The 26,889-nt window shown below is 46.0% G+C and carries 22 protein-coding genes; 9 read left to right on the top strand and 13 right to left on the bottom strand.

The features are described from left to right. Positions 1-15 precede the first annotated feature (15 nt). The gene (locus QT397_13655) at positions 16-1,749 is read right to left on the bottom strand and encodes an Ig-like domain-containing protein (protein WNZ58336.1); all 1,734 of its coding nucleotides are present in this window, start codon (positions 1,747-1,749) and stop codon (positions 16-18) included. Between the two features lie 892 nt (positions 1,750-2,641). Between QT397_13655 and QT397_13650 the strand changes: the two genes are divergently transcribed. The 4 genes from QT397_13650 to QT397_13635 all read left to right on the top strand — a co-directional run bounded on the left by QT397_13650 (position 2,642) and on the right by QT397_13635 (position 6,974). Next, a complete protein-coding gene (locus QT397_13650) occupies positions 2,642-3,367 on the top strand; it encodes a YoaK family protein (protein ID WNZ58335.1) in 726 nt (241 codons plus the stop codon). A 1,068-nt stretch (positions 3,368-4,435) separates the two neighbouring features. Then, the gene (locus QT397_13645) at positions 4,436-5,509 is read left to right on the top strand and encodes a 3-deoxy-7-phosphoheptulonate synthase (protein WNZ58334.1); all 1,074 of its coding nucleotides are present in this window, start codon (positions 4,436-4,438) and stop codon (positions 5,507-5,509) included. A gap of 250 nt (positions 5,510-5,759) precedes the next feature. Then, the gene (locus tag QT397_13640) at positions 5,760-6,215 is read left to right on the top strand and encodes a hypothetical protein (GenBank protein WNZ58333.1); all 456 of its coding nucleotides are present in this window, start codon (positions 5,760-5,762) and stop codon (positions 6,213-6,215) included. Positions 6,216-6,365: 150 nt separating this feature from the next. Continuing rightward, positions 6,366-6,974 carry an OsmC family protein gene (locus QT397_13635; protein WNZ58332.1) on the top strand — a complete coding sequence of 203 codons (609 nt, stop codon included), beginning with the start codon at positions 6,366-6,368 and terminating at the stop codon, positions 6,972-6,974. A gap of 54 nt (positions 6,975-7,028) precedes the next feature. Here QT397_13635 and QT397_13630 read toward each other — a convergent pair whose 3' ends face one another. Beyond that, positions 7,029-7,742: an ion transporter gene (locus QT397_13630; GenBank protein ID WNZ58331.1), complete on the bottom strand. Its 714-nt coding sequence runs from the start codon at positions 7,740-7,742 to the stop codon at positions 7,029-7,031. A 242-nt stretch (positions 7,743-7,984) separates the two neighbouring features. Continuing rightward, entirely contained in the window at positions 7,985-9,298 is a 1,314-nt protein-coding gene (locus QT397_13625; protein WNZ58330.1) for a metallophosphoesterase, read from the bottom strand. Positions 9,299-9,468: 170 nt separating this feature from the next. On the opposite strand from QT397_13625, the gene QT397_13620 reads away from it, so the two are divergent. After that, positions 9,469-10,167, top strand: a complete 699-nt coding sequence (locus QT397_13620) for a hypothetical protein (protein ID WNZ58329.1) — start codon at positions 9,469-9,471, stop codon at positions 10,165-10,167. Positions 10,168-10,411: 244 nt separating this feature from the next. On the opposite strand, the gene QT397_13615 is transcribed toward QT397_13620, so the two are convergent. Continuing rightward, positions 10,412-11,332 (bottom strand): LysR substrate-binding domain-containing protein, encoded by a 921-nt coding sequence (locus QT397_13615; protein WNZ58328.1) that lies wholly within the window; start codon positions 11,330-11,332, stop codon positions 10,412-10,414. A gap of 139 nt (positions 11,333-11,471) precedes the next feature. Between QT397_13615 and QT397_13610 the strand changes: the two genes are divergently transcribed. Continuing rightward, positions 11,472-12,236: an SDR family oxidoreductase gene (locus QT397_13610; GenBank protein ID WNZ58327.1), complete on the top strand. Its 765-nt coding sequence runs from the start codon at positions 11,472-11,474 to the stop codon at positions 12,234-12,236. Between the two features lie 56 nt (positions 12,237-12,292). Here the strand turns inward: QT397_13610 and QT397_13605 are convergent, their stop codons facing one another. The 3 genes from QT397_13605 to QT397_13595 form a co-directional block, all read right to left on the bottom strand. Further along, positions 12,293-12,436, bottom strand: coding sequence for a hypothetical protein (locus tag QT397_13605; GenBank protein WNZ58326.1), 144 nt, complete (start codon positions 12,434-12,436; stop codon positions 12,293-12,295). Positions 12,437-13,065: 629 nt separating this feature from the next. Further along, the gene (locus QT397_13600) at positions 13,066-16,182 is read right to left on the bottom strand and encodes an efflux RND transporter permease subunit (GenBank protein ID WNZ58325.1); all 3,117 of its coding nucleotides are present in this window, start codon (positions 16,180-16,182) and stop codon (positions 13,066-13,068) included. Positions 16,183-16,191: 9 nt separating this feature from the next. After that, a complete protein-coding gene (locus tag QT397_13595; GenBank protein ID WNZ58324.1) occupies positions 16,192-17,313 on the bottom strand; it encodes an efflux RND transporter periplasmic adaptor subunit in 1,122 nt (373 codons plus the stop codon). Between the two features lie 95 nt (positions 17,314-17,408). On the opposite strand from QT397_13595, the gene QT397_13590 reads away from it, so the two are divergent. Next, positions 17,409-17,975, top strand: coding sequence for a TetR/AcrR family transcriptional regulator (locus QT397_13590; GenBank protein WNZ58323.1), 567 nt, complete (start codon positions 17,409-17,411; stop codon positions 17,973-17,975). Positions 17,976-17,994: 19 nt separating this feature from the next. Continuing rightward, positions 17,995-18,873, top strand: coding sequence for an ABC transporter six-transmembrane domain-containing protein (locus QT397_13585; GenBank protein WNZ58322.1), 879 nt, complete (start codon positions 17,995-17,997; stop codon positions 18,871-18,873). Positions 18,874-19,101: 228 nt separating this feature from the next. On the opposite strand, the gene QT397_13580 is transcribed toward QT397_13585, so the two are convergent. From QT397_13580 to QT397_13570, 3 genes are read right to left on the bottom strand one after another with little or no spacing between them, the layout of a single operon-like run. Then, a complete protein-coding gene (locus QT397_13580; protein ID WNZ58321.1) occupies positions 19,102-19,485 on the bottom strand; it encodes a 5-carboxymethyl-2-hydroxymuconate Delta-isomerase in 384 nt (127 codons plus the stop codon). Positions 19,486-19,516: 31 nt separating this feature from the next. After that, a complete protein-coding gene (locus QT397_13575; protein WNZ58320.1) occupies positions 19,517-19,873 on the bottom strand; it encodes a hypothetical protein in 357 nt (118 codons plus the stop codon). After that, positions 19,870-20,457, bottom strand: a complete 588-nt coding sequence (locus tag QT397_13570; GenBank protein ID WNZ58319.1) for a hypothetical protein — start codon at positions 20,455-20,457, stop codon at positions 19,870-19,872. The genes QT397_13575 and QT397_13570 overlap by 4 nt, the downstream gene beginning before the upstream one ends. 105 nt (positions 20,458-20,562) lie before the next feature. Between QT397_13570 and QT397_13565 the strand changes: the two genes are divergently transcribed. Then, positions 20,563-21,471 (top strand): LysR family transcriptional regulator, encoded by a 909-nt coding sequence (locus QT397_13565; GenBank protein ID WNZ58318.1) that lies wholly within the window; start codon positions 20,563-20,565, stop codon positions 21,469-21,471. On the opposite strand, the gene QT397_13560 is transcribed toward QT397_13565, so the two are convergent. The 3 genes from QT397_13560 to QT397_13550 form a co-directional block, all read right to left on the bottom strand. Continuing rightward, a complete protein-coding gene (locus QT397_13560; protein ID WNZ58317.1) occupies positions 21,364-21,945 on the bottom strand; it encodes a GNAT family N-acetyltransferase in 582 nt (193 codons plus the stop codon). The genes QT397_13565 and QT397_13560 overlap by 108 nt on opposite strands. Positions 21,946-22,236: 291 nt before the next feature. Further along, complete coding sequence (locus QT397_13555; GenBank protein WNZ58316.1) at positions 22,237-25,362, bottom strand: efflux RND transporter permease subunit; 3,126 nt, start codon at positions 25,360-25,362, stop codon at positions 22,237-22,239. After that, positions 25,359-26,726 (bottom strand): hypothetical protein, encoded by a 1,368-nt coding sequence (locus QT397_13550; protein ID WNZ58315.1) that lies wholly within the window; start codon positions 26,724-26,726, stop codon positions 25,359-25,361. Before QT397_13550 ends, QT397_13555 begins: the two co-directional genes overlap by 4 nt. Positions 26,727-26,889 lie beyond the last annotated feature (163 nt).

Raw genomic sequence — 26,889 nt, 5'->3', positions numbered from 1 at the left:
CGTGCCCTTGGGCTGTTAAATAAGCATCGGCTGCTTCCAGGTCGTTAAGTCCATCCCTGGAGTCACGGAATACCCCCCCATCAGGTCCTTACTCACAGCATAATTAGTCAGCCAAGACCAGAAAATATAAGCGCCGTATTGATGCCCACCTTTAAAGTCATAACCATATTGGTGATCGACGGGAGAGTCTTGAATGGCCCAAAGGGTAATATGTGGGTGGAGGGTGTAGTAACCCAGCAAGCTATCTTTAACGCCCGGGATATTGTGATCCGCGCCCCAGCTTGCGGAGGATTCCAGGGTGTACTTACCACTGGACTCACCTGTAACCCTGTTTAGCTTACCCTGATAGGAGTGGAAGTTCTCATGCATCCAGTGCTGAGCGTTAGATTGGGTAAGCGGGTTATCCTCCAGGGTGTAATTCTTAACGAACGTATTACTGATTGAGTAATTGAGTTCTAAATCACGGGTGGAACCTTCATCACTGAAGTAAGTGCAAAGCTCGCCTTTTCCATACATGCCGGCTTCAAAGATATTCCTTTCCCATACCCGCTCTTGAGCCACAATATAATGCTCAAAATTAGCCATGGTTTTGTCGGTATCATCCGACCACCATTGGCACTGGTACGTTGAACAAAGATAGTTGTTGTAACCATCATAGGGGCTGGTAGCAATCATGGATTCATTGCACTTACTGCCACCCAGGTCCATGACTTCATCGTATGTCAGCACACGCTCATAGAGTCGCGCATCCCAGATTTTTCCCGCAAAGGGCCCAAATTGCAGCATGTCGCCCAAGTAAGGATAGCTATCACCATCAACAGATATCGAAGAAGAAGCTTCACCGTTTACGTACACGGTTAACGTGCCATTGTCCACCGTAACTGCGACATGATTACAGCTACGGGTTTTTAAAGTACTTTCTGCGTTAGAAAACTGCTGGCTGTCTTGGCCACCCAATTGCCCTACAACAACATCATCACTGATGCCTATATAAAAGCTGCCGGAGTTATTATCACCATTAGGATCAGCAATTGATCTCACCATCACTTCATCGCCTTCAGTACTATCCGGGATGAACTTAAAAGACAAGCTAAAATGCGCGAGGCCATCTTTCTCAGGAAGAGCCACCGTCATGTCTGCATTATTAAAGTCGTTGCGACTGACAAACATTGTGCGCCCTTCTACATCTGGATCCGAAGATGCACTTTCTGTTAGCGCAGTGCCCTCAACAATCACAGAATTTCCACCCGCTACATCACGGAATTCCAAGTGAGACGGAACATGCACCAGAAGGCTGTCAGCTGGTCCATCCAGGAAATCGCTGGCACAATCATTTGCCGCAACTTCAATAGTAACTGTCGCAATATTACTAGCACCACTACTATCTGACGCTAGATATGAGAAGCTATCAGTACCCGTAAAGTCTGTTGCAGGGAGGTACTCCCAGCGACGCCCACTTCCTGTTAAAGTGCCATGCGCCGGCTCCGACTGAATAGAATATTCTAGAGAATCCAGATCTTCATCATACGCAGCAAGAAATATAGATTTTGCAAGTCGGCCGTGTGCGGCCATCTGTACCAACTGATCATTGGCAATGGGTAAAGTGTTAGAATCATCACCTTCATCCGGGGTATCTACCACTCCCCCACCCGAATTTCCACCGCCCGAGTTATCACCGCCAGTGTTCTCTTGCGGTGTCGTCTCATCGTTACTACTACCTCCCCCACAGCCAAAAAGTAGTGCACTCAATAGTATTAAAAGCGGAGCCTTCAATATTTTTTTTGATTGAAGATTTTCATTAGCATTTATAAACATTAGTAGTCATTTAAAGAGCTGAAATTAACCAGAAATTTTAGAGAGATATAAAAACAAATGCCGTGAACCAGTTCTTTGATTTATTCTTTGATCTTAAAGTGATTTTTCAAGCAAAGGATCTGGCCTGGATGTGAATATGAGACCATGTGCTCCAATTCAGCAAACATAACCAAACTATGCGACTGCCCTTCAATATTCGCTTGCTATATCACAGAAATCTATAAAATTAACATCGCTCATGAGCAACTGCTCGGCAATTGCTCGATTAAGTAGATAACTTTAATCTGTTGAAATTTGAGAAAACTCATCAATAAACAAGCGAATAGACAAAGTTACCAGCGCTAATCTAGTGATTTAGGGGCTATAAATTGACCTCAAGTAATAGCTGCAATTCTTAATATTACAAGCAAATCACTTGCAGCCCCACAAAGAACCCTTTCGGTGACTGCCCAGCTCGACTCATTCTTGGTCTACTATCCAAGCAACCCGTCACAAATCTAACCTGCTCGCCTGTTACATCGTTAAAGCCAGTACTCTATGGGAAATATGGTTGAATGAGGCCGCTAGCATTTGCATTAACCACCCTGTCTAAATGAGTGAGCGGATAAATTAAACGTCAGCTTTCAAACCTTCCGCAATCGTTTCATGGCAAGCGAATTCAAGACCACTACCGAATGGTAATACTTTGGATTATATCTCTGATAACTGAGGCTCTCTTTCCAGTAACGTTTATTATCCAAAATCAAGATAAACTATCATTCATAATCATCTAAATACCAAATAGTCAATTAGATAAGCTATCACAGTATAGGGTAGATTATACGCCATGAATCAAAGGTCCAATAAAGAGACAAATATAGAGTACACCCTGGCATTAGTTGCCGGCTTTTCTGAAGCTGTATGCATTTTGGGTTTATTCGGAAGCTTTACAACTTTTATTACCGGCACAATTGTTCTCGCCATCACCGATTTTGCAAGCAACAATCCAAACTACATCACAAAAACTTTTATCCTCTTCGCCTTTATCCTTCTTCAAATATTTTGGATTTATTTCATCAGAAGATTACATTTACAAAAGAGAAACCCAGCAACTATCATGCTATTTTTAGAGAGTGGACTAATGCTACTATTTTTTGTCAGTGGCAGCTATATAGGAAAACTTTCATCTCCCTATGCTGCAAATACCTTCATCATCTCTTTTTTTGCAATTGCAACCATGTCTCTTCACAGTACAATATTCTTCAGGGTACTTAATAAGAAGGCGCCTACACACTTTATGACAGGAAACTCTACTAATCTTTTCGCTGCTGCTTTCGAAATGCTGGATAACTATCGTGTTGACAAAAGCACGAACGCTCCGCCCTATCCTAAGGCTTCTCGTAGAGCTAAGTACTATTTGGGGGTAATTATGGGGTTTATAACTGGTGTAATTCTTGGCACTATTGGATATAAAATTTGGGGGTTCCTCTCTCTTGCATTACCCGTAGTCATGACACTGTTCACAGCTGTATCGACTCAACGACACGACCCTCCTCCCGCGACCGATTCTTGATATTAATGAATATGAAGCTCACTTTAAGATATCAAACAAAGGGCTAGGATCTACGTGTAATTCAGTATGGGAATGCTCATCTAAACTACTATCGGTTGTGCTTAAGCCTAGACGGAAGCATGCTTCCTCAGAACACCATAGCCTCGAATACCCTGCTTATTATATTCTGTATAGATACGCAAAAAAATCCGCACTAATTTTTAACAGGTAAATCCAAAAGGCCAGTCCACACAAAAATTCAATCCACCGTATATCTTACCGTTGTGGTAACTCAGAAATCGTTACGTAAAACGACCTTTTTTAGTACAAGCCTTTATCATAAACAATCCATAAGAAAGCACTGTACATGAGCTCTTACTTTTTACTCAAAAAACACAGCTATGTAGCTCGCCATAACTTCATCTGCTCTAAATAGTCACCTCACAATGAAATATCCGTATTAAACAAGCCTTCATCAAATACAATTATTTAGTCTAAACTGACATCTCCCCTTGCACATGTCACAATTAATTGAATACCATGATCCCTAGTGTTAGGAGATAGCCTTCGCTATGTTGAAATAAAAGCCCCGCATCAGTTAAACCAAACTCCTTCATTGGATAGAGCCCCCCGTTTACCACCCCCGCTGGTGACTGACAAAAATTATTGATCAGGAATCTTGTTCCAACAATTTCTTTTGCGGAACTTTGAGCGTACTCATATATTGTTCCAATAGCGCCTGGAAAGGATTCCCTGTCTAAAGGGATCTCTATATCATGGCAGCAGGCCATTGCAGTGTCAGTTATCCGTATTTCTTTCGTAACATCAAGCCTCTCTAAACACGCCAGAAGACCTACTCACCGATGGATAAGTAGCACCCCGCATCACTCAGCCCGCCCCAGCAGAGCCACCTCAACCGCTTTGAAAGTGCCAAACTGTTAAAGGGTGAATACAAATGAACATCCCAAACCAAGTCCAATTATTTGGTTGCAAATGAAACCCTCGCCCTATTCTTGATGGCAAAGTAGGATAGGTACTCCGCCTGCAGGTGCAGCGCGGCACTAAGGAATAGAGAAACCAGAAGACGCCATGACCACACAGCAGTTCGACGACTTAAATGTTGTCTCCCAGGAAGTACTGATCAGCCCGGAGACGCTGAAAGCAGAACTCCCCATTAGCGATGCCGCCGAGGCGACTGTCGCTGGAGGACGCGCCGCCGTGCGCGACATCCTAGATCGCAAAGACCACCGCCTGATGGTGGTAATCGGGCCATGCTCCGTTCACGATGTGAACGCCGCAATGGATTATGCCAAGCGCTTGAAGGCGATAGCGGGCAAGGTTTCCGATACCCTGCTAATTGTAATGCGCGTCTATTTTGAGAAGCCCCGCACCACTGTTGGCTGGAAGGGCTTGATCAACGACCCTCACTTGAACGACTCCTTCAAGATTGAGGAGGGGCTGCATATTGGCCGCAAGCTGCTATTGGATGTTGCCGAGCTAGGACTGCCTACTGCAACAGAAGCACTAGACCCAATCTCCCCTCAGTACCTGCAGGACCTAATTTCATGGTCTGCCATTGGCGCGCGAACCACAGAGTCACAGACTCACCGGGAAATGGCCAGCGGCCTATCCTCTGCCGTGGGCTTCAAGAATGGTACCGATGGTGGCCTGGAGGTGGCTATCAATGCCCTGCAATCAGTCGCCAACCCCCATCGTTTCCTCGGCATCAATAAGCACGGTCAAGTTGCGATTATCCACACCGCAGGAAACCCATACGGTCACGTTGTACTTCGCGGGGGCAATGACAAGCCAAATTACGACTCAGTGAGTGTTGCAATGTGCGAGCAGGAGCTGCGTAAGTCCAATATCGTGCCAAACATTATGGTCGACTGCAGTCATGCCAACTCCAATAAAAACCACGAATTACAGCCCCTGGTGGTCGACAATGTGACTCACCAAATCCTCGATGGCAATCAGTCGATTATTGGCATTATGGTGGAAAGTAACCTGAAAGCCGGCAACCAGAAAATTCTGCCAAACCTGAGCGATATGGAGTATGGCGTTTCGGTAACCGATAAATGTATTGATTGGGAAACTACTGAGTCCCTGCTGTTAGGCATGGCCGAACAGCTGCGCGAGCCCCTTAAAGCACGCTCCTCTTAGATCTCCCCCTGGAGAGGCCCATAGCGGGCCTCTTTCCTGCCGAAAAGATAACCGCCACAGCTTGATCTCCCTACAAATTACGCTATTCACTTGATAAAGACCCTACAAAAAGAGTACTTTTGCCCTGCCGTAACAGATAGCTGTCGTATGCTTCCTTCAATCAGCTAAATAAAAATAAGCGGCCTACTAGATTGAGGTTGAAATCTGGCACCTAATTTTTTCATTTATGGGAAATAGGAAAGCAGCACATATGGAACTGCAGTCCAACAAAGTACCAATCTATATCTTTGGTGGGTTTACTCTAACCTGGCTACTTGTCAGCCTAAGTTTTGCTCTCGATGGGGGCTCCACCATCTCCTGGCTGGCCACCGCTCTCTGCACTCTTCTCGCAGTAATCACATTCTCATTTCGGGCAACACATTACATCGATGGAGAATCAAAAAGCTATGTTTCCAAGAGACAAGCCCTCTGGCATAGCTGGACCGAGAGGCAATCGCTAGCGGCGTTCAAGGGGGTTAAGGTTGTCTCCTACTCACCCCATACCACAGACCGTAAAAGTAGCCACTCCAGCTGGCAGGTAATATTGGTCCCCCGCCAAAGTAACGGTAGCAATAGTATCCAGGCGCAGGCCTTCCACTCCAAGAATGATGCACTGGCCTACGCGCATGAACTCGCGCTCTTTACCGCGCTCCCCCTACTGGACTAAAGAGCCAGTACTCTTAAGGCACAAGTGGGGATATAGCCCTTCTCACCCTAACCTCCTTTGTTAAAGCTGTTGCCACCCAACTCCGCAGGGGTGCACAAGTCAACTCTACTCGACCCTCCAGTCGAGACAAAAAAACAGAGGAGCCTCGAAATGGACCCAATTCAATGGAAAATGTCGAGTTCTACCATCGTTCGCAAGTTGGACGAGGATGCACACCAAGTAACCTTCCCTCCCCCTCATCTCGATAAGGTGAAACAAGGCGAGCTGCTGAAGTTTCACGCTCATATTAATGTCGAACAAATGCCTGAGGGGCATCACCTAAAAAAAGCCACCATATTTTCCAACGTTCCTAATGGTGGAACATGGGAGCTTATCTGTGATGAAGGCACAGCCGTCGGCGGTAGAGGCAGCGCTCCATCTCCAATTATGTACTTCTCTGCAGGGCTAGCCCTTTGCATGATGTCTCACATCGAAATGCTGGCTAAACTTGGCGGGATCAAATTAAAAAGTGTAAGGCTAGAGCAAAAAACTGAGTTCTCAACCACTTTGAATTTTGGGGGTATCAAACCGGAAGAAGTCTTTGGCAAGGGGGATAGAGTGGAAATACATTTGATTGTTGAAAGTGATGAGCCAGAAGAAAAACTTGTAAAATTTATGCATTGTTGCCGGCAGGCCTGTATGTCACTTCAAACCGTTTCCAGTGCTACACCCGTTGATACCCAGCTCTTTATCAATAGTAAAGCGATTGAGTTCAATTGAATACCCTGGGATGGCCTCACAGACCAAGAGGCCATAGCCTAATAGCGCTTGTTACTAATCGTTTTCTACATCCTCAATCCGGGCTTTAGATAAGGCAGAAGCGACAAGACCTGTCGGAATTGCAACCACCCCCAAACCAATCAAAAGCACAAAGAAAGTAAATATTCTCCCACCGAGAGTAACTGGATACATGTCACCATAACCCACAGTGGTTAAGGTTGTAACTGCCCACCACAAACTGTGAAAGATAGATTTAAATTGTTCCGGCTGAGCAGCGCTCTCAAAATAATAGATACCTACAGATGACAAATAAAGCAAGATCAGAGCTGTTACTCCAAACAATACCAGTTCCTCTTTAACCATACTAAATGCACGGCTAAATCGAGCAACTGCCTTACTGTAGCGCAATAGCTTTAAAACCCTAAACACTTGAAATAAGCGAACAATTCTAAGCGCCCTTAAATCCATTCCTGAGGCTATATAAAATGGCAAGAACGCCATAAGATCAATCAAACCATAAAAACTGAAGATAAAGCCTAATCTATTTTTCGCCGCGTACACGCGACATATATATTCCAAAGTAAACACAATCACTGAGAACAACTCGAAGTGATCCAATACAGCTCTCTGTTCTGGTGTTAAATCAGGGATAGTACCCACAGAAAAAGAAATTAGCGATACAACTATCAGACACTGAATAAATATGGAAAAAAATCGCCCCTCTTTGCTCTCATAATTATCAACCAGCTTTCTAATTCCCTGTTCCACACAATCACCCAGCTCGTATCATATTGAATATATACCGCATTTTAACACTACCTACTAATGCACATGCATATTTGGCTTTATCATTTTGTAAGTTGTAAGCGATACATCAAACAATAAAAATTATGATTAGAGAGGTAATTCGAGTAATGGAGTTGAAACATGCCAATACCAATAAGTCGGCCTAAACACTCTATTTCAGCTCCCAACAACGACCTCATATGCTCGCTTTTATACAGACATACTTACAAAAATATCCCCAAAAAAGCCATCCAATGTACAGTATTTAGAACATCAAATGGCTCTTCCTTTGTATCTTTGTCAATAAAACTTTTACGCACTACGCCAGTATTACGAATTACTGGTTTGCCCGACTCAAAGACCAATGCTTTTGGTACATACAAAGTGCTATCCACCAAGTACACTTTACCCTGGAACTTGGAAGCCAATTCTTCCTGATGGCTATGACCTACCACAATATAGCTTACGTCAAAGTGCTCCATAGTGGCATTAACTAACTGCTGATCGGCCTCCGGATATTGATCCATCGCATAGGCATAGCCACGATATTGCGTTGGAGAGTGAGGCCCAACTAACAGGCTATTATCTATCTTGGCCCCTGTTAAATAGGCTCTATGGGCACCATTAAATTCGCTGGTGCTCAGCCCCTGCTTGAGCAACTGAGGGCTTATACCTCCATGGGTAAAAAGTACTGATCCAAGCTTCAGCATTACATCTTTACTCCTTAGCCAAGCTCCTAAAACTGTATCTTCTGCCAAAGCTTGATCATATGGCCTCAACTGCTCTATAGCCCATAAGTGTTCAGCCTCTACAGATTTAATTCTATAAGTAAATGCATACTGTTCATGATTTCCTAGTAGAAAATGTACAGCTCCACCACTATTGGCCGCTTGCTCCTCAAGATGATAGATAAACCAGAGCAAATCATAAACATATCGCCCCCGGTCAAAGACATCACCTACAATCACTAATTGGCCTGAGCCATAAGTCCATTTTTCATCGGCATCAATAATACCCAGGTTTCTCGCCCAATTTTTAAAGAAGTCTAGATCTCCTTCCAAGTCACTGACCACAGCAATAGGGCTTACCTCATCATAGGGGACAAACTCAACTTCACCATCCCTCAAAGAATAAGTTCTTTGATCGCCCCCACACTCCAATACAATTTCCTTAGAAATGGACCTCTGCTCTTTAACTTTATCGTCACAGAACCACCGTGAAATATAACCATCTGTGCTTTGAATGATCACCGGCCCCTGCATCCTTTCTAGAAGTGGGTTTTCAGCAATTTTACTCAAGTCGGCGCGCCATCTAATAGCCGCATCACCAATAGGAATCTTAATTCCTTGAAAGACTTGTCCTGTAGTTTTAATAACCTTACTACCACTTAGCAGGTAGGTTATACCTGCTACCCCCAAAATAAATAGGACAAAAAATAAGGTGATAGCTCGCTTAACAACCGTTCCGACCACAAAAAATCCCTTTAACATAACCTGAATCAATTCGAACATTATCAAGACAAAGATTTCTTGAGTCAAAATCATTCAACTCATGGCAAAATTTAACCTGCACCTCAGTACAAATTAATTCGATAGAAACTCTCTACCAGCCAAATACAAGTCGAGTAAATTTGAAAAGAAAAATACTGTGAAAACAGCCAAAAATATGCGGTATTATGCCAAGCATAAATAAAATGGAGTTCAAAGCTATGCCGCTGCAAGATCAACTAAATTCTCGTAATGCATTGAGAGAACTGAAAGCTGACCCGCAAACTGCACTACAAAATTATCGGTTGCAAGTCGGCCTCCAACCTGGACATCAAACGCAGCTGGCTCGAGTCCCATTCTCACTCAACTTGGGAAGTATCAATATCGGCCCAGGTGCACCAAATAACGACAGTAGAATCTATATTCAGGCTCTCACAACCCCAACGCGAGGGCACAGTTCTGTGAATCGGTATACCGCACTATTACGGCCCAATACGGCAAATGCGGATTTTTGGGTAACCGAGCGTCAAACTGGCTGTAGCTTAATCATTCTTGACTGGGGTGGTGGTCAGCTCTCTATGGGACACTTGCAGCCCCATCCCTTTAATAGTTACAACCAGGTAAATCAAACTATTATCAATAATACGCCTCTCAGTGTATTTGCCAGCACGCAGAGAAGCTACTTACGAACAGACGTCACTCAGCTAATCGATGCCTCTAAAGTTGGTGGCCTGGACCCGAATCGTTATATTTTGATTCAATCAAACTTTGCGGCCATTAATCTGCAAAATAAAAATGTAATAGGTGTTAAGGAAACGGGCCAATGGAACTTTTACATGCAAACCAATGGTGTGAATAGAACTGTCCAGCAGCTCGTATGGACCGACTGGAGTTCCTACCTGCCCTATTTTGCCTACTAATAACCAGGTTTCTAAAAAGACCAGATTGGTTGAACAGAGTATCAATCTGGCCAGCAGCGGGTCGCACATAGTATGTACGGGAAAGGATACCTGATTGGCATTGTTGCTGCGCTTGTCTTATGGCTACTGCTTAGATATGTCGACAAGCGCTACTACCAAGAGAAAAGAGAATTAAAAAGAAAGAAGCTTCAGGAAATTCAAAAGAACAAAAGAGATGATACGTAAAACCCTGCCATATTTGCTTTTAAGGCTGAATTAAATCCCTCTGCAAGCCCTCAACCAATGCCTGCCAAACTACCTCTACCGCTTTACTTCTTATAGACCTTCCCAAGCACACTAGATGGATCGGTTGCAGCTCAGGGCTTCTCCATTGCTGAAAGATAGGCATCAACTTGCCCTCCGCTAATTCCCGGCGCACCAGAAGAGGATCAATCATAACTATACCTTGACCCATTGTAGCTAATTCAACCAATGTACGGCCATCATCGACTACCATCGCCGGATCAATGGGAATGGTCTTTATTTCACTACCATCGTTAGAAAAGTGCCAGTGATCAATGGTTGTTGTTTGGTTACTAAACACTAAGCATTGATGCTGGCTTAAATCATCTGGAGAATTAGGTTCCCCCCTACTCGCCAAATAATCCGGGCTGGCAAACCACCCCCAACGCTTTTCACCTATTCGGCGCGCTACCAATGAAGAGTCCGGCAAGTGCCCAGTGCGAATGGCAATATCAACGCCTTCATCCAGTAAGTTCACAACCCTATCGCTTAAGTTCACTTGAAAAGTAATTTTTGGGTAGCGTTGCTTTAGTAATGGTATGGATGGCAATAAGTACCGCTGCCCCATTAAGGTAGAGCAACTTATCTTAACTCTACCAACAGCTTCATCCTGGTGGGAGAGGATCAGGTGTTCGGTATTGCTCATTAGCTGAGCCATTGTCTCCGTTGCTTCCAACAAAGCAGCACCGGCATCCGTAAGGCGCAATTGCCGCGTACTTCTGTGCAATAGACGCTGATCAACAAACCCCTCCAGCTGTGCCAGCTTCTTGCTGACTGATGAGCGAGGTAAGCCCAGCTGATTAGCAGCCCCCTGAAAACTGCCTTGCTCAATGACCAACCGGAAGACGTACAAATGTCCCAAGTATTGATGTAGATGCTGCATTCTGCCTCACTGTTTCCAAATTAGAATCAAAGTGTTGCCCTAATGGTGCCTTATTGATACCAGTATAACAACATATCCTCCTAAGCCTAATCTTGGCAACTGCCATTCATTGCACCATTACAATCGCAAGAGAGGATCTATGGGACACCAGCAGAGAACAAAAACCATCGCAATCACTGGTGGCACTGCCGGTATTGGACTCGCAACAGCTAAGCACTTTTTAACCGAGGGCTGGCAAGTCATCATCACGGGCCGAAACGCTGAAAAACTGGAACAAACAGCCGAGGATATCGCGGGCCTCTTTGGGAGTAGCGGCCAGCTGACCTGCCACCTATGTGATAGCGGACAACTCGATCAAATTGAGCAACTGGGAAACAAATTACAAAACGATGAGGTTAAACTGGATGCCCTTATCTTGAATGCCGGTATTTTCAAGCCTGGGATATTTGAGGAAACCGATGAAGCCCTCTTCGATCACACTTTTGATATCAATGTGAAGGGACCTTTTTTCACACTGCAAAAATTACTACCGGTGATGAATAACCCCTCCAGCGTGGTTTTGCTTTCAAGTATTGCCGTAGAGAAAACCTTTTCGGGAACTTCCGCTTATAGCGCGAGTAAGTCTGCCATTGAAGGTTATGCCCAGGTCCTGAATGCGGAGTTAGCGGTGAGGGGAATTCGTATAAATAGCGTACGCCCCGGAATCACCCTGACCGAAATCCAGGAAAAAGCCGGCATGAGCCAATCAGACATTCAAAGTCTCGCAGAGAGTATGATGGTAACGCCACTGGGCCGGGCACTTGAGGTAGATGACATAGTGCCAGCAATCCACTATCTGGCCACAGATCACTCAGTCGGTATGCGAAATGCACACCTGAAGGTTGATGGGGGCTACTGCCTCTAACCGGCTTGAAAGTGCACAAGTGGGGGCCAAGCCCTCCACTTGTGCGAATGACCACCTTAGAAATCCTCTTCATTCAGTAGTTTGGCTACCGCACCTATGTGATCAGGGTCTAATAACAAGCCACCCAGCACAAAATTATCTGAATAAACCGAATGCAGTTGGGGAGTAGTGTTTTCATGGTGCCACCACAGAAATGACATTTAGCATTCCTTCCCAGAGTATCCATTTGCTTTCCAAAATCCAGTTTACCCACCTCTACTTTGCGGTTTAGCTTCAGATCCTCTTGGACCAACTTACTTAAAATGGCTCCTCTTACCCGGTGAAACATTTCGATTAACTGTTCCATATTTTCTACACGAAAATGACACTATTCCTCTATTAATTTTCGAGAACAATCACTTGTGCAAATTACCGCACTTAAAATCTGGCCTTTAAACAATATCTCATAACATATTAAACCCAGAACTAGGATAGACCTATTATCTTCTTCAACAACGTGAATCCGCTTATATACAGGCCTATTAAGCTCCAAGTAGTAGCGAGATGAAAAAACTGGGGGAGGTCTAGAAAATAAAAAAAACAAATGGCAATAAAAAAGTAGTATGACGCAATTTATCACCTACATACAAATTGCATTAGAAGCGCCCTCTACTATATAAATCCTGTTAAAACTTGAATCTTATTCACCGATGAACGCGCTCGAATTGGTTCTTGATGACTACCGGGCACCTGTTCCCTCACAAGTACTGGAGCCTTTAGTGGAAAATTAATGAACGTTTAGCTGTCCCCTAAACGTTCACTCGTGAGATCAACTTGGTGGCTTAAGTCATCAAAGCGAGACTTGCTTAGGGTAAGAAGTGCTATCACTTTTCGAAGCAATTTTGCATTGCACAAAAGAAATTAAAAGAGGGATCAGGATTAGGGTAATCGGTGTAGCAAATAGTTCCCCAAATACCAAGGATATAGCCGCTGGCTTTAAATATTGGGCTTGCTCACTGGTTTCGGCTAATAATGGTAGCAACCCACAGATAGTAGTCACCGTGGTTAAGAAAATTGCCCTAACGCGACTTTTCCCAGCTTGAAGTAACGCTGTTTTTACTGGTACGCCCTGCGCGTAGAGCTGATTAAATCGGCTCATTAATACTAGGGAATCGTTAATCACTACCCCAGTCATTGCCATCATCCCAAACAAGGATAACAAGCTTACTGGGAAGCCCAATAGGCCGTGTCCAATAATTGCCCCTGCAAAGCCCATTGGAATCACCGACATAATAATCAAAGGTTGCCAATAGGATTTTAATGGTATCGCCAACAAAACGTAGATAAGTAAAAGGGTCAGCAACATGGACTTTTTAAATCCAGCCTGTACTTCTACTATTTCGGCAAATTCACCAACGGCCTTAATTTGGACACCCGGATATAGGCGCTCCAGTTCTGGTACCAACCCTTCCTTTAGCTTCTCCCAGTTTTTTTCCGGTGAGATAACAGAACGATTCTGACGCCAGTAGATACTGACCACTTCATCGCGATTACGACGATAAATAACCTCGGGCTCACGCTCATACTCAAGCTGGGCGATTTCACCTAAGCTTACGTAGCTGTTGCCATCCAGGTTAATAGGAGTCGCTTTTAACTGCTCAATTGTTTTAGTTTTTGCTTGAGGAAAGCGGGCCAAAACCAGAGTTTCTTCACCTTTATCCAACAGGCGATGTATTTCAATCTGGCCGTATGCTCCGCCTATCAGCACCGCCAGATGGCTTTGATCAATTCCCAGGCTGGCTCCTCGCTCATTAACCGAAATTTTCAGCTGTCTTTTAGCAAGTTGGCTATCATCGTATACATCGTTCACACCGGGCAACTCAGCGAGTGAAGCCTTGAGGCGGTCAGCCACTTGTTTTGCCTGATCTCGATTGCGAGCAGAAACCGCAATGGCAGTGTCGCCCGCCGGCTCCTCCGTAAGGCTAAACTTCACTGCATAGCTACCCTCCAGGATACCTGTATGCAGCCGCAACTCCTCTAAAAAGCGGTTGCTCGCTAATTTAGCCAAGGCGTCATGTGTTAATTCCGCTGTCAACTCGATAGTCTTGGTGCCTTCCTTTGACACTATATACTTGCTAACAGGTGAATCTGGAAGTTCAAACTCCTGTTGCAACCTATTTGCAGTGCGCTTGATGGCCTGTTCAAGCTGACCGGTATTGCGTTCCACTAAAGTATTTGCAACACCATGCTGCATAGTCACTTTAACCGTGGCATAGCGCCCTGGAATCTCAGGGAAAAATACTGAAGCAATATGCCCCTTGAACATAGCGCCATAGGCCAGTAGCAAAAAGGTGACGAACAGACTAATGCTCGTTTTCCGGTTTACCAAGCTCAAAGACAAAAGCGGAATATATATCTTATCCGAAAATTTATCTAATAAACGGTTACATTTCTCTCTGGCAATCTCAATCCATCGTTTTAGTGCGCCTTTAGTTTGAGTATGTGTATTTGGATAGCTCAAATGGGCGGGTAATATAAATTTGCTTTCAATTAGTGAAAATATCAGTGCAAATATCACTACAGCTGAGAATCCTGACAAGGCTTTTGCCAACTCATTTTCAATCCATAACATCGGTGAAAAGGCCGCGATTGTAGTCAATACGCCAAAAACTGTGGGCACGGCTACGGCTTCAACACCCTTCCAGGCAGCTTCTTTAGTGTCAGTTGTATTTTGTCTCGCCTGGTGAATACTTTCACCGACCACAACTGCATCATCTACCAATATCCCCAGCACCAAAATCATGCCGAATAAAGTGATATCGTTAATGCTGTAATCCAGGGAAGGAAAACCCATCAATGTAATCGCACCAGCAAGGGATATGGGAATCCCCAAGGCAACCCAAAAGGCCAGCCGCGTATCTAAAAAAAGCACCAATAGTAATAAGACGATGAATAATCCCTGTAAGGCGTTGCTACTTAGTAGGTCTAATTGCTCGGAAATATAAGGGGACATATCCGCCATTACATCCAATTGCATATTCTTGGGTAAGGTCGGTTCTAATGATTCTAATACTGATTTTGTGGCTTCATTGATATGAAACAGGTTGTCCTTTTGGCTGGTGGATATCATCAGTGCGACTGCAGGTTGCCCTTGGTATCGAACAATACTGTCGGTTTGCTCATAATCTCGCTTAACAGTAGCGATATCACTGAGTCCCACTCGTGCCGTCGATGTATTGATAATGGGGATATTCCTAAGTTCCGCCAAGTTGTCAGCCAGGAAACTGCCCTGCAGTACAATATTGCCATTGGCCGTTCTTAATTCGCCACTGCGATATTCTACTGACCATTGGCGAATACGTTTCGTTAGGTTTTCAATGGATAAACCGTAGCTTTGGAGTTTCCTGAGGTCCGGCTCTATAGCCAATAGCTTCTTTCTTTTACCCAGGTTTGTCACTTTAGAAATAGCAGGATGTTTCTTAAGTGCTCGCTCTACTCGTGAGGATACCTGCTGAAGAGAATCATTATTGTCACCACCGTAGACCATGACAAACGCCGCAAGATTCGTATATTCACTGCGATAAATACGCGGCCGCTCCGCCAATGCAGGAAAACCTTCGATACTTTCAACTTGATTGCGAATATCTTCTATCAAACGATCCAGCTTAACATTAGTATTTTTTCTCACTACTAATGAAGCGTAACCTTTGCTCGATTGACTGGTTATGCGCTTTATCCCTGCAACACCACTGATAGCTTCCTCAATACGCTGTGTAATACTCTCATCGACCTGGCGGGCAGTGCCGCCGGGGTAGACAACGGAGATTTCGACTTCCGTAGGTGGAATTTGTGGGAAGCTTTCCACCCGCAGATTTTGAAAGGTCAGCAAGCCTGCAACCAGAATGAACACCATAAGAAGGTTAGCGGCAACCGGGTTATCCAGGAACCAGCGTGAGAGTGTTTTCATGTGCAGGCCTTAGTTGATAGTCATTGCAACCGCTTGACCTTCAACAAAGTTGGTCAAAGGAAAGCGAACAAGCTGACGATTCTGGTGGGGCCGATTCTTGTAACGAAACAGGACTGATTCCGGCCGCATATCCAGTAGCTCTATCTCTTCCAAAAGTAGGGATTGTTCAGAAACGCTCCATACTTTCCCATCTTCTGTAAGAACCGATGCTGGTGCGCTGACAACATAGCTCTGTGTGTTGCCTCCAAACACTACACCGACCTGCTGATCGGCGAGCAAGGGAGTCTCGTGCTGAAAGGGGTTAGCCACTTGCAACATAAGGCTACGCTGACGGGTGACCGTATCCATGATTGGGCTAAGGTAGCGGACCGAGGCCTGCCATTGTTGTCCGTCAGGCGCCTCTATAGTGATTTTGTTGGGGTCTTGCTGAAGGCCGTCTAAGCGCTGCCAAGTCTGCTCGGATAGCTCAACTTTAATATCCAGGTAATCACTGGCTGCCACTCGAAAGAGTACATCCCCCTCATTTATCCATTGGCCAGGATGGATTAAATCTGCAATAACCACTGAGTCAAAAGGCGCTTTGATTTGCGTATCAGCCAGCCTCTGCCGGGAGGATGCGAGAGCTCCCCTCGCCGCTTCTCGATTTGCCTCTGCGGCTTTGACATGTGGCTCCAGCCGGCCAAATGATGACTTCGCTTTATCCCCTCGTTTTGCTACGTATTGACGCGTTAACACCTCGGCCAAGTTGAGTTCAGCTTCTGACACTCTGGCTTGAGCAGCACTTAGCTCAGACTGGTAAAAAGTATCCTGTAGCGATGCCAGTATTTCTCCTTTTCTAATGAGGCTGCCCGGCATTGCGTGTTTAGCAATATGGGTGACACGCCCGCTGACTGACGCGATAACTTCAGTCGCCCAGCGGGGTTGTGTTATGCCCGTTGTTTTGACTTCAAACTGTGCATCCGCCGGTACCGCCTCTACGACGGTGACAGTAAGACCAAGCTCTTTGGGCTTCTCGACCATGGCTACCGGCTGTTGCTCAGCCCCAAGCCACAGCCCTACCAAGACCAGTAAGCTGGTGGCAACGACACCTGCAGCCCGTCGCTTTAACCAGATTCCCGCAATTTTCATCATGCCTAGGCAACTTACAGTTTATGGAACACTCTTGCACCATAACTAATAGCAGATTATGATACAAGTATGTTCCATAAAGTTTGAGTGATAACTCCATGGCTGATCAACTAGATGCGCGTATTCAGAAGTCACAAACTGCGATCATGAAGGCAGGAATGGAACTCTTGAGCAAAAACAGGGAGGCGTCACTTAGTGACATTGCCAGGGCGGCTGGAGTTGGGCGCACTACCCTTTATCGCCTTTATGACACGAGAGAAAAGCTGATTAAGGCTGCTGCAATTCACTGCCTGCAGGCATTTGATAAAGCTACCGAACACTTGGAAAGCGAAGCTGAATCAGCTCTGCAAGCCTTCCACCTGATGTTCAAGGCGATCTTTCCGCTGTCCGCTGAAATGGAGTTTTTAATGAAGCTGGGAGACTTTGATGAAGATGACCCAGAACTCACCGCGATCTATGAGAAACAGGGAAATGAAATCGCGACATTAGTGGAATACGCAAAATCCGAAGGCAGCTTGTCCAAGAAACTTCCTACTTCCTGGGTAGTAAACCTGGTAGAAGGTCTGCTTTATACATCCTGGTTAACAAAAAATGCAGAATCCATAGACCACAATACGCTGGCCGATTTAGCGTTTCACACATTTTGTAATGGCGTTGCTAGTTAACCATTGAGAGTGTTGTTAAATGACTCAGCCAGTTACTGCTGATTTTACGAAAGATAAGCACAAACATTCTTTACTTTCGATTTTTACCCGATTTAAGTGGCGAGTATCCTTGACCCTAGCGCTGGTCATTATTGAAACACTCCTCGAACTACTCTTTCCACTTGTCATCGGCTGGGCTATCAATAGTCTGTTAGAACAGTCCTATGATGGCATTTATCTATTGGCAATCTTGGGTACTATCTCTGTCCTTATAGGAAGTGCTCGAAGATTTTACGATACAAGAATCTACGCACATATTTACCAGGTAGTTACGTCGGAAATGGTAGCCCGTGAAAAAGCAAAGAGGCAGTCGGTATCGACTATTACTGCGCGCTCCAGTTTATTAACTGAAATTGTCGAATTCTTTGAAAATAGTCTACCAGAAGTCATTACCGTTTCTATTGGTACGGTGGGTTTGCTCATTATCATCAGCGCTATCAATCTTAATGTCTTTCTAGCTTGCCTGGCTCTTCTTGCTATGATTATCCTGATCTATTGCGTAATCGGAAATACCAATTATCAGCTGAATGAATCTTATAATAATGAGCTGGAATATCAGGTTGATGCGATTAAACAGCCAAATGTTGAGCATGCAAAAGCACACTTCCAGCGCCTTATGCGGTGGAATATTGAATTGAGTGACCTGGAAACAGGTACTTACTTTATATTGTGGGCAGGCATAGTCGCTTTGTTTGTTTACGCTCCCATAGCTGCAATCGATGGGGGCCTGGTTAACTACGGGTTAATAGTTGCCTTATTAATGTACGTTTTCGACTTTATTGGGAAGGTATCTGCGTTGCCACTCTATGTTCAGCAGGTTATTCGTTTGAAGGAGATTTCTAATCGGATTCGATCATAAGGAAAGAGGGGCTTTATTGCCAAAGGCACTCCCCCCGTTCCAAAACAGCTGGGCTTCTCACCAAATACTGGCTCAATCTCAAAAGAAACTTTGGAAGCCGCTTTCAAAGCTTGATACAGGCACAGATGACCGCCGGCGCTTTCTTTCTACTAATGATCCGCCCCATCAACAAGCGCTGACCACTTATCATCCAAAGTACCAGAAAAGGCTACGCAGTTCCCCCTCCCGTCAGCTGGGAACATTGACTATTGATACCAAAGGACCAATTCCCAATGCAGCGCGATTACAATATGTAGCCCGCACGATCTCGCGGACCTCTACAGAAACCATCTCCACATCGGGCACGGCTGCACATAGGGCCTTGGCTAGTAAATGAGCCAAGCTTTGTCGCTGCTCAATACTTCTACCTGAAAGCAGACTGCACTCCAGGTGTACAAACGGTGCTGGTTCAGGTCCAACCAAATAGTGCTCGACAGGTAACAAACGAACTTTAATATCCCCCGGCTCAAAGAGTGCAGACTGATCTGCAGCGGCATGGATAGAAGTCAGTAAGCTATCAACATCTACCGACTCAAGTAGGTTAGAAGGACACTGGATAACACAGTGAGGCATAAATACTCCCAGGTGAATTTTGAAAGAAAAGCTACATGACCGGAGCGGGTAGTGTATCCGCTGGCAGTAAGCGATTAATGCTCCAGTTCAAGATATGGGACACCCAAAGTCCGTCGTCATCCACATAGATCCCATGTACAAAGCCAAATTGCTTCTGTCCCCGCCCAGGCTGGCCTTGATAGCGCATCTTGAGATCACCAGACAGGTCGTACTGTCGCACTTCCTCGGCCCGTGCATCTGTCATCCACAAAGCATCACCTTTGAGAAAGAGGACATAGGGGTAACCTATTCCACGCCATTGAGTTAAATATTTACCCTGTGAATCAAAGATCTGTAGCCTGCGGTTTTCACGATCGGCAATATATAACTGCCCCTCAGAATCAATCACAATGGAGTGAGGGAAATTAAACTCTCCAGGGGCCTCCCCTGACCACCCCAGGTGGTTACCAAAAGGCCATTCTTATCCAGCTTTACGATGCGGCTGTTGCCTTTATCCACCACATAAATAAATCCATTTCTATCCACTGCAACATCTTGGGGCTGATCGAACAGCACCAAGTTGTAGTCGCGATCAAACCAGCCTTCACTGGCTGCTCCTCGCTTCCCCAATACCATGGCTACTTCGCCATCAGGTGCAAATTTCAATACCAGGTGCGTGGCAGTATCGGTAGTCCAAATATTGCCCTTATGGTCTATACGAAGACCATGCGGATTTTCAAACAGTCCCGCGCCAATTTCGCGAACAAAACGCCGCTGCCCATCGAACTCCAACAGCGAATGAGACCCTCGGTGAAACACAACAAAGTGGCCATTCTCCCTGCGGACCACCCCCGCAACCTCCCCAAAGTGCCAACCCACTGGCAACTTAAAATCACCCCCCTTGACGTGAAATGGCTGGCTGTTTGGCGGTGCCTCGGCCAGCGTAAAGGCGCTGGGAACCAAAATCAGGCATAGCAATACAATCACTCTCATCAGAAACCCTTCTTAACTTGTCAATCTGCCAAGATATTGTGACTTTTTCCTATAAATGCGTTAATAGCATAAATTTGATATTCACTTTTTCCTGCCAGGAAAGTATTGGAGGTTCCTCTGGACCGGTTCCACTTAATTCAGGTGTTCACTACGGTGGCGCGATTGGGGTCATTTACCCGTGCTGCTCGGGAATTGGGGTCCACGGTGTCCGCTGTGAGCAAGGCCATCCAACAGCTAGAGCAGCGACTGGGTACTCGGCTAATTCACCGTACTACCCGATCCCAAAGCCTTACGGATGCGGGGCGGGACTACCTGGAAACCACAGAGCGCGTCCTTAATGATCTAAGGGAAGTGGAAGAGCGCCTAACCAGCTCCAAGGGGCAGCCCTCTGGACTGCTGCGGATTACCGCCCCAACGGCTCTGGGGCAGTTCTGGCTGGCACCTAGGCTCCCGAAGTTTACAACTGAGCACCCAGATATCCGTTTGGATCTGATTCTGGATGATCAGCTTCGGGATCTTACCGGTGAAGGGTTTGACCTGGCATTGCGCTCCCAACCTGCGCAGCCCCAGTCAACACTCTACTCTCATCAAATCGGCCGGCACGATCGGCTCCTGGTAGCATCTCCCGAATACCTGGCAAGGATTAAGTCTTTTTCCTCCCCGGACCAACTCAATAAATTCCAACTACTGTGTTACAAGTACAGCCGCGATCCACTTTCCTGGACTTTTCAAAAGGGGCAGGAATCGATCACGATTGCCCCCAAGCCCTACTTTTCAAGTAATAACTACTATTCCCTCTACCAAGCAGCCCTGTCTGGCGCCGGTATAGCTTGCCTTTACGATTATTTGGTAGAGCGGGATATGACGGCGGGTAACTTGGTTCAGGTTCTGCCGGATTGGCAGCAATCAAGCAGGCCACTTTTTGCGGTGTATCAGCAGAGAAGAGCCGCCTCCGCCAAGCTGGATGCCTTTTGGAGATTTCTGGAGGAATGTTTTCAGAACAACGCCTGCTGACACTCCTGTAGCATAGGTGTTTGTGTATTTAGTTGGCGCTGGGGGGCGAACCATCTCATTGGCAAGTACAGGGACCCCACTGTAGGTAGTTTGCAGCTCCCTGGTCACCACAAAACCATATTTGCGATACAGGTTTTTCACCGGGTCGTTGGTCTTGGCAACCTGCAGGTGTACAGCGCCACTGATTTCCCCTAACAGGTACTCCAGCAACTCCCGCCCTACCCCCTGACCTCTAAACGAAGGATGCACAAACAGTGCACGAATCTCATTCTTATATCGCGCACCATAGCCAAGAACATCACCTTTTTCGTACACATAAATATCCGACTCCATCAGCTGGGCCAAACGTTTTTGATCTTTATCCAGTGGCAGTAGATTGAAACTCCGGCTTTCAAACCGTAGCTCATCAAGTTTTGAACGGGCATATATATCCAGCACACTTGGATAGTCATTTTTATTGTATTTTCTAATCATTTTGAGAGTGAATCTGTACAAAAGAAGGCAAGTTCAAATTTATCTTCCTGATTATCAATTGAAGTAAAGGGGACAACAAGGACTATTCGCTACTTCTTCCGTGACGTACATGGAACATTGGACTACTTAAACCAACTCCGAAACCCTATATTGGATACTCGTACATGTGCGCTAATTAAGAATTGATGAATAATTCTTCCCGGAGCTCAAAGTATTACCACTGCTTTCTCTTTATCTTCCTTCTTCTACCAATCATTCCAGCTGCTTTTTCACTTCAACAATCAAGATTATTTAAGTCGTAGAAGCGGCGATATCTTCAGGTAATCGATCTAGCGGCTCCTGAATTCGCTCAGTTAAGCCAAAGTCCTTAAGAATGCCATAAAGGGCTGGCAGGACTAACAGAATCAAAACGGTTGAACTACTTATCCCAAATACAATACTGGTCACCAGTGGAATCAGTATCTGGGCTTGAAGGCTGGTTTCGAACATCAGTGGCAACAATCCGGCCACTGTTGTCAGTGAGGTAAGGAAAATAGCCCTGAACCGGTCGCGACTGGCTTGACTCGCCGCCGAGTGAACGTCCATTCCCTTTCGGACACGAAGCTTCACAAACTCTACTAACAGGATTGAATCATTCACCACAATTCCAGTGAGAGAGACAAATCCCATCATGCTGGGCATCGTCATATTCTGCCCCATAATAATATGTCCCCAGACTACACCTATTAAAGCCAGGGGAATCGCCATCATCACAATTACAGGTTCGGTATAACTACGAAATTGAAGCGAGAGTAGTAAATAGATTCCTATTGCCCCGATCAACAAGGCCTTACCCATCGATAGACCTGTAATGAGACTATTCTCAATCTCTCCTTTCATGGTTACCCTTAGGCCCGGAAATTCCTGCTCCAATGGTGCAAAAAAGTTCTGTTGGGTATCCAGCAGAATTTCACTGGCATTGGCCCTCTCTGTAAAAACATCTGCAAAGACCGTAACAACACGCTCACCATTTATTCTCTGGATACGCGCATAGTCCCGGTGCATTTCAATATCGGCAATTGCCATCAAGGGTACACGCTGCCTTGTTTCAGGGTGGATAATGACAAGCTCGTCAAATCGTGACAGCGCACTGCGAGATGGCTCATCCATTCGAACACGAATTTCGTAAGTCTCTCCCTGATACTGCACTTCATCAATCTCTGTGCCCTGATAGGCAGCTCTCAGTTGAGTGGCCACAACACTGGCATCAATACCAGAAGCATAAACCCCCTCCCGCATTCGGACCGTCAGCTGTGGCTTACCAGGACGCAGGTCATCCAGTACATTCACCACTCCTTCGTAACTGCGCAGCCAGTTTTGTAGACGTATAGATATTCCTTTTAGCTGATCAATATCCAGCCCGGCCAAGCGAAGGTAAATAGCTCGTCCAGCTGGACCAGGCGATGGCTCCTTATACAAAATCGCGATCGCACCAGGTATATCGCCAGCAGCCTTACTCCAGGCCTGACGTAACTCACTGATACTTGTATGGCGAACCTCTGCAGCCAGTAGGTCGACATTTATTGTGGCTACATGAGCTCCACTCTCAAAAGCATCGCCATTCACACCGTAAGTAACACTAATGTGCTCGATAAGTGGCGCTACCTCTTTCCCTGAGAGGTTTCCAGCAGCTAAATACAGGGCCTTCTTCTGATACGCCACCAGATTTTCCATTTCTACGAGGGAGGTTCCTTGGGGCATTAGAATTCGGGCCTGTAGTAAATCTCCCTCCAATGTAGGAAACCCTTGGAATTTAACTAACCCCGCAGGAAGAAGACTCACCGTAACAAAAAATAGTCCCACTACGCCGCCGACAAAAGCATATCTGTATTCCACCGCTTTATCAGCGACACGCCCGACATACTCTCTCCACAACTCAAATCGCTCAGCAAAAGCGACTTTCCAGGCTGATGGGTTTTCCTTGTACGAAAGGGCATGACGCAAATGGGCGGGGAGAATAAGAAAGGCTTCAATCAGGCTAACCACTAGTACAGAGATCAAAACAACTGGCAAAACTTTGAGGACCTGCCCCATGTCCCCTTTGATAAAAGCTAATCCAGAAAAAACGATCACGGTAGTGACAAATGAGGAGATAACCCCCCTTGCAACACGCTTGGTTCCGATAACCACCGCCTGAAGAGGTGTACGGCCATCTCGGTATTCGGTGGCGATACTTTCCGAAAGCACAATGGCATCATCCATCAAGATGCCAATTGCAATCAGCAGCCCCACCAAGCTGATCATATTGATGGATATACCCAAAGCAGTAATCACAGCAAAGGCGCCGAGAAATGAAACGGGCAGGCCCATAACCACCCAAAACACATATCGCCCGCTAAAAAACAAATAAAGGGTCAGCGCAACAAGAATAAGCCCTTGCCAGGCGTTGGTAATAATCATCCTTAAACGATCAGCAACAATTGAGGCGCTATCCTGAGTAAGAATCAACCGCATTTCTTCCGGCAAACGGGCATTTTCCGCTTGTACAAATTCGCGAACCGCTTCCAACACCCTCAAACTGTCATCCACACTGTTTTTCTGAACAACAAGCAATGCGGCTCGCTGCCCATCAAAAGTGATTTTGTCCTCCTCCTTTTCAAAACTGTCGTAGATAGTGGCAATATCGCCCAATCGCACCTCTGCGCCAGCCATTCCTTTGACAACAATAAGTTCTTCAAGCTCTGCTGCGGTGCGCCGCTTTTCGGTAAAACGAACCTGATACTCCCGATCAGGTGCAGTTACCTTACCGGCGGGCATATCAATTGCCTGCTTATCGATAATTGCGGCAAGATCGGCAACACTCAGTCCATACTGTCGCAAATTGTAATCTGAAATTTCCACTTGCAATTGATGGTCTGAAAAACCGGAAATTTTGACAATGGGCACCAACGGATGACGAAGTAACTCTCGGCGATAGTGCTCGGCCAATTGGTTGAGCTGGATCAAAGGCAAATCTGCGCTTAGGGCAACACTCACCACCGGCTGGGTACGTCCCAGCTCTTCTATGACTGGCCTTTCGCTCTCAGCAGGAAGGGAGTCTATCGCATCTACTGCAGATTCAATGTCGGCAAGAAACTGCCCCATATCACCTGCTTCCTGCATTTTCAGTTTCATCACGCCAAGATTGTCTGCAGCTTCACAGCGGCGCTCATCAATAAATGGGATGCCATCCGTTGCCTCTTCGAGGGGGAGGCAGATACTGTCTTCGACCTCAGCGGTAGCTGCACCAGGATAAAATACTGAGACTTGTACTTCGAACTTGTCGATTTCCGGCATAGTCTCTCGCTTCATCGTCGGCAATACGAAAAAGCCAGCCAGCATTAAACCCACCATAAGCAAATTGGCAGCAGTTGGGTGGATCGCAAAAAAGCGAATCACTCGCCAACTTCCTCTGCTGCCACGGCCAGGTCTGAAACTCCCATTTTGACATCGATGACAGATACTGCCGTCCCACTGATTGCTGGGATAACATCAGTAGTTATCACCTGATCTCCAGGCACCAAGCCAGAGCGAACAACAGCTAGATCACCCTGGTAGTAGTCCACCGTTATGGTGCGAATCTTCAATTGATTATTTTCAGCCAAGTAGACCCGCCCTTCATGCATGGCTCTGCGAGGGATAGCTAAAGCTGGCGAAGGAGGTGCAATAAGCTTAATCCGGGCATACATACCACGAAATAGGGGCGGCCGACCCTCGGCTACTATATTTCGATAAGGGTTATCCACTGCAACCACTACGGAGAGAGTTCTGCTTGTGGTATCCATGGTACCTCCAACTCTCACTACCCTGCCCCGCCATTCCACCGGTTCAATACCACCTACCAGTCCAACCCTGGCCTCCAATCCCAATAAGGCATCTGAGAAGTCGTCAGGCGAGAAAGTTTGATCACTGGGAGATTCAATACTCCGAAAAAGAGGCACTATTTGAGCCATCGTCAGTTCGGCTGAAACCTCCACCTGATCCATACCATAAGCGACAAAAAGCGGAGTCCCATGGGCAACAGACTGGCCAGCCTCCACATAGACATCACCGATCCGCACGTTATAGGGCAGGCTTATCCGGGTTCGCGATAACTGGTAGCGACTTTCACCAAGCAGCGCTTCAGCACGACTTATCTGGGCCTTTATCACCTGCCTACGAGTGGGAAAGAGGGAGAGATTACCCTTTTGAAGTTCAACTTCTTGTCGCAACTTCAATACCCGTTGCTCCTCCGCATCAGCCGCTGAGCGAGAAACAATCCCCTTAACCGCCAACTGCTCTTTTCGCTGTAATTCCTGTTCCCCTAATTCCAGTGTCCTCTGAGCTATTTCCAACGAACGCTGGCTATTAGCCTTTTCAACCTCCAGTTCTTGTAATTTTGCGCGATAAACAGCCAGGTCACTCTCCGCTTGAGCAACGGCCAATTGATAGCTGGTTTCGTCAATATTTAGGATTGGTGCCCCGGCAGATATTATTGCGCCAGGTTCCAAATCAGCCGACACTGAAACCACACGACCACCAACTTCAGAGTTTGCCTCAAGGATAAGGCTCGGCATCACCTCTCCAAAAGCAACAGTTTCAGCTCGAATAGGCATTCGCTTCACTTCGATGGCTTCCACCAGCAGTTCCGGAACTTGCCCTTCGTATCTTTGTGGTTTCTGTCGACTGGCCACCAGCGACATAGCCATTAAAATTCCACCAAGTATCAAAACGGGTAGCATTCGACGACGCTTTAGTAAGGCTTTGATTGCGCTACTTGTCATAGTTTTACCCATAAAGAACTGGCCGAACCAGACCTTAAAAAGCCTGGTGCCACTAAAACCCAGCAGTTGAATACTCTATTAAAGTTCGCAGAACGCACAACACCCTGTAAAGCTTAAAGTAGTTACTCAATATATTTACCTTGTAATCTGCGCCAACTCATAT

Source organism: Microbulbifer sp. MKSA007 (assembly GCA_032615215.1).
Lineage (GTDB): Bacteria > Pseudomonadota > Gammaproteobacteria > Pseudomonadales > Cellvibrionaceae > Microbulbifer.
This window is presented reverse-complemented; position numbering and strand designations above follow the sequence as displayed.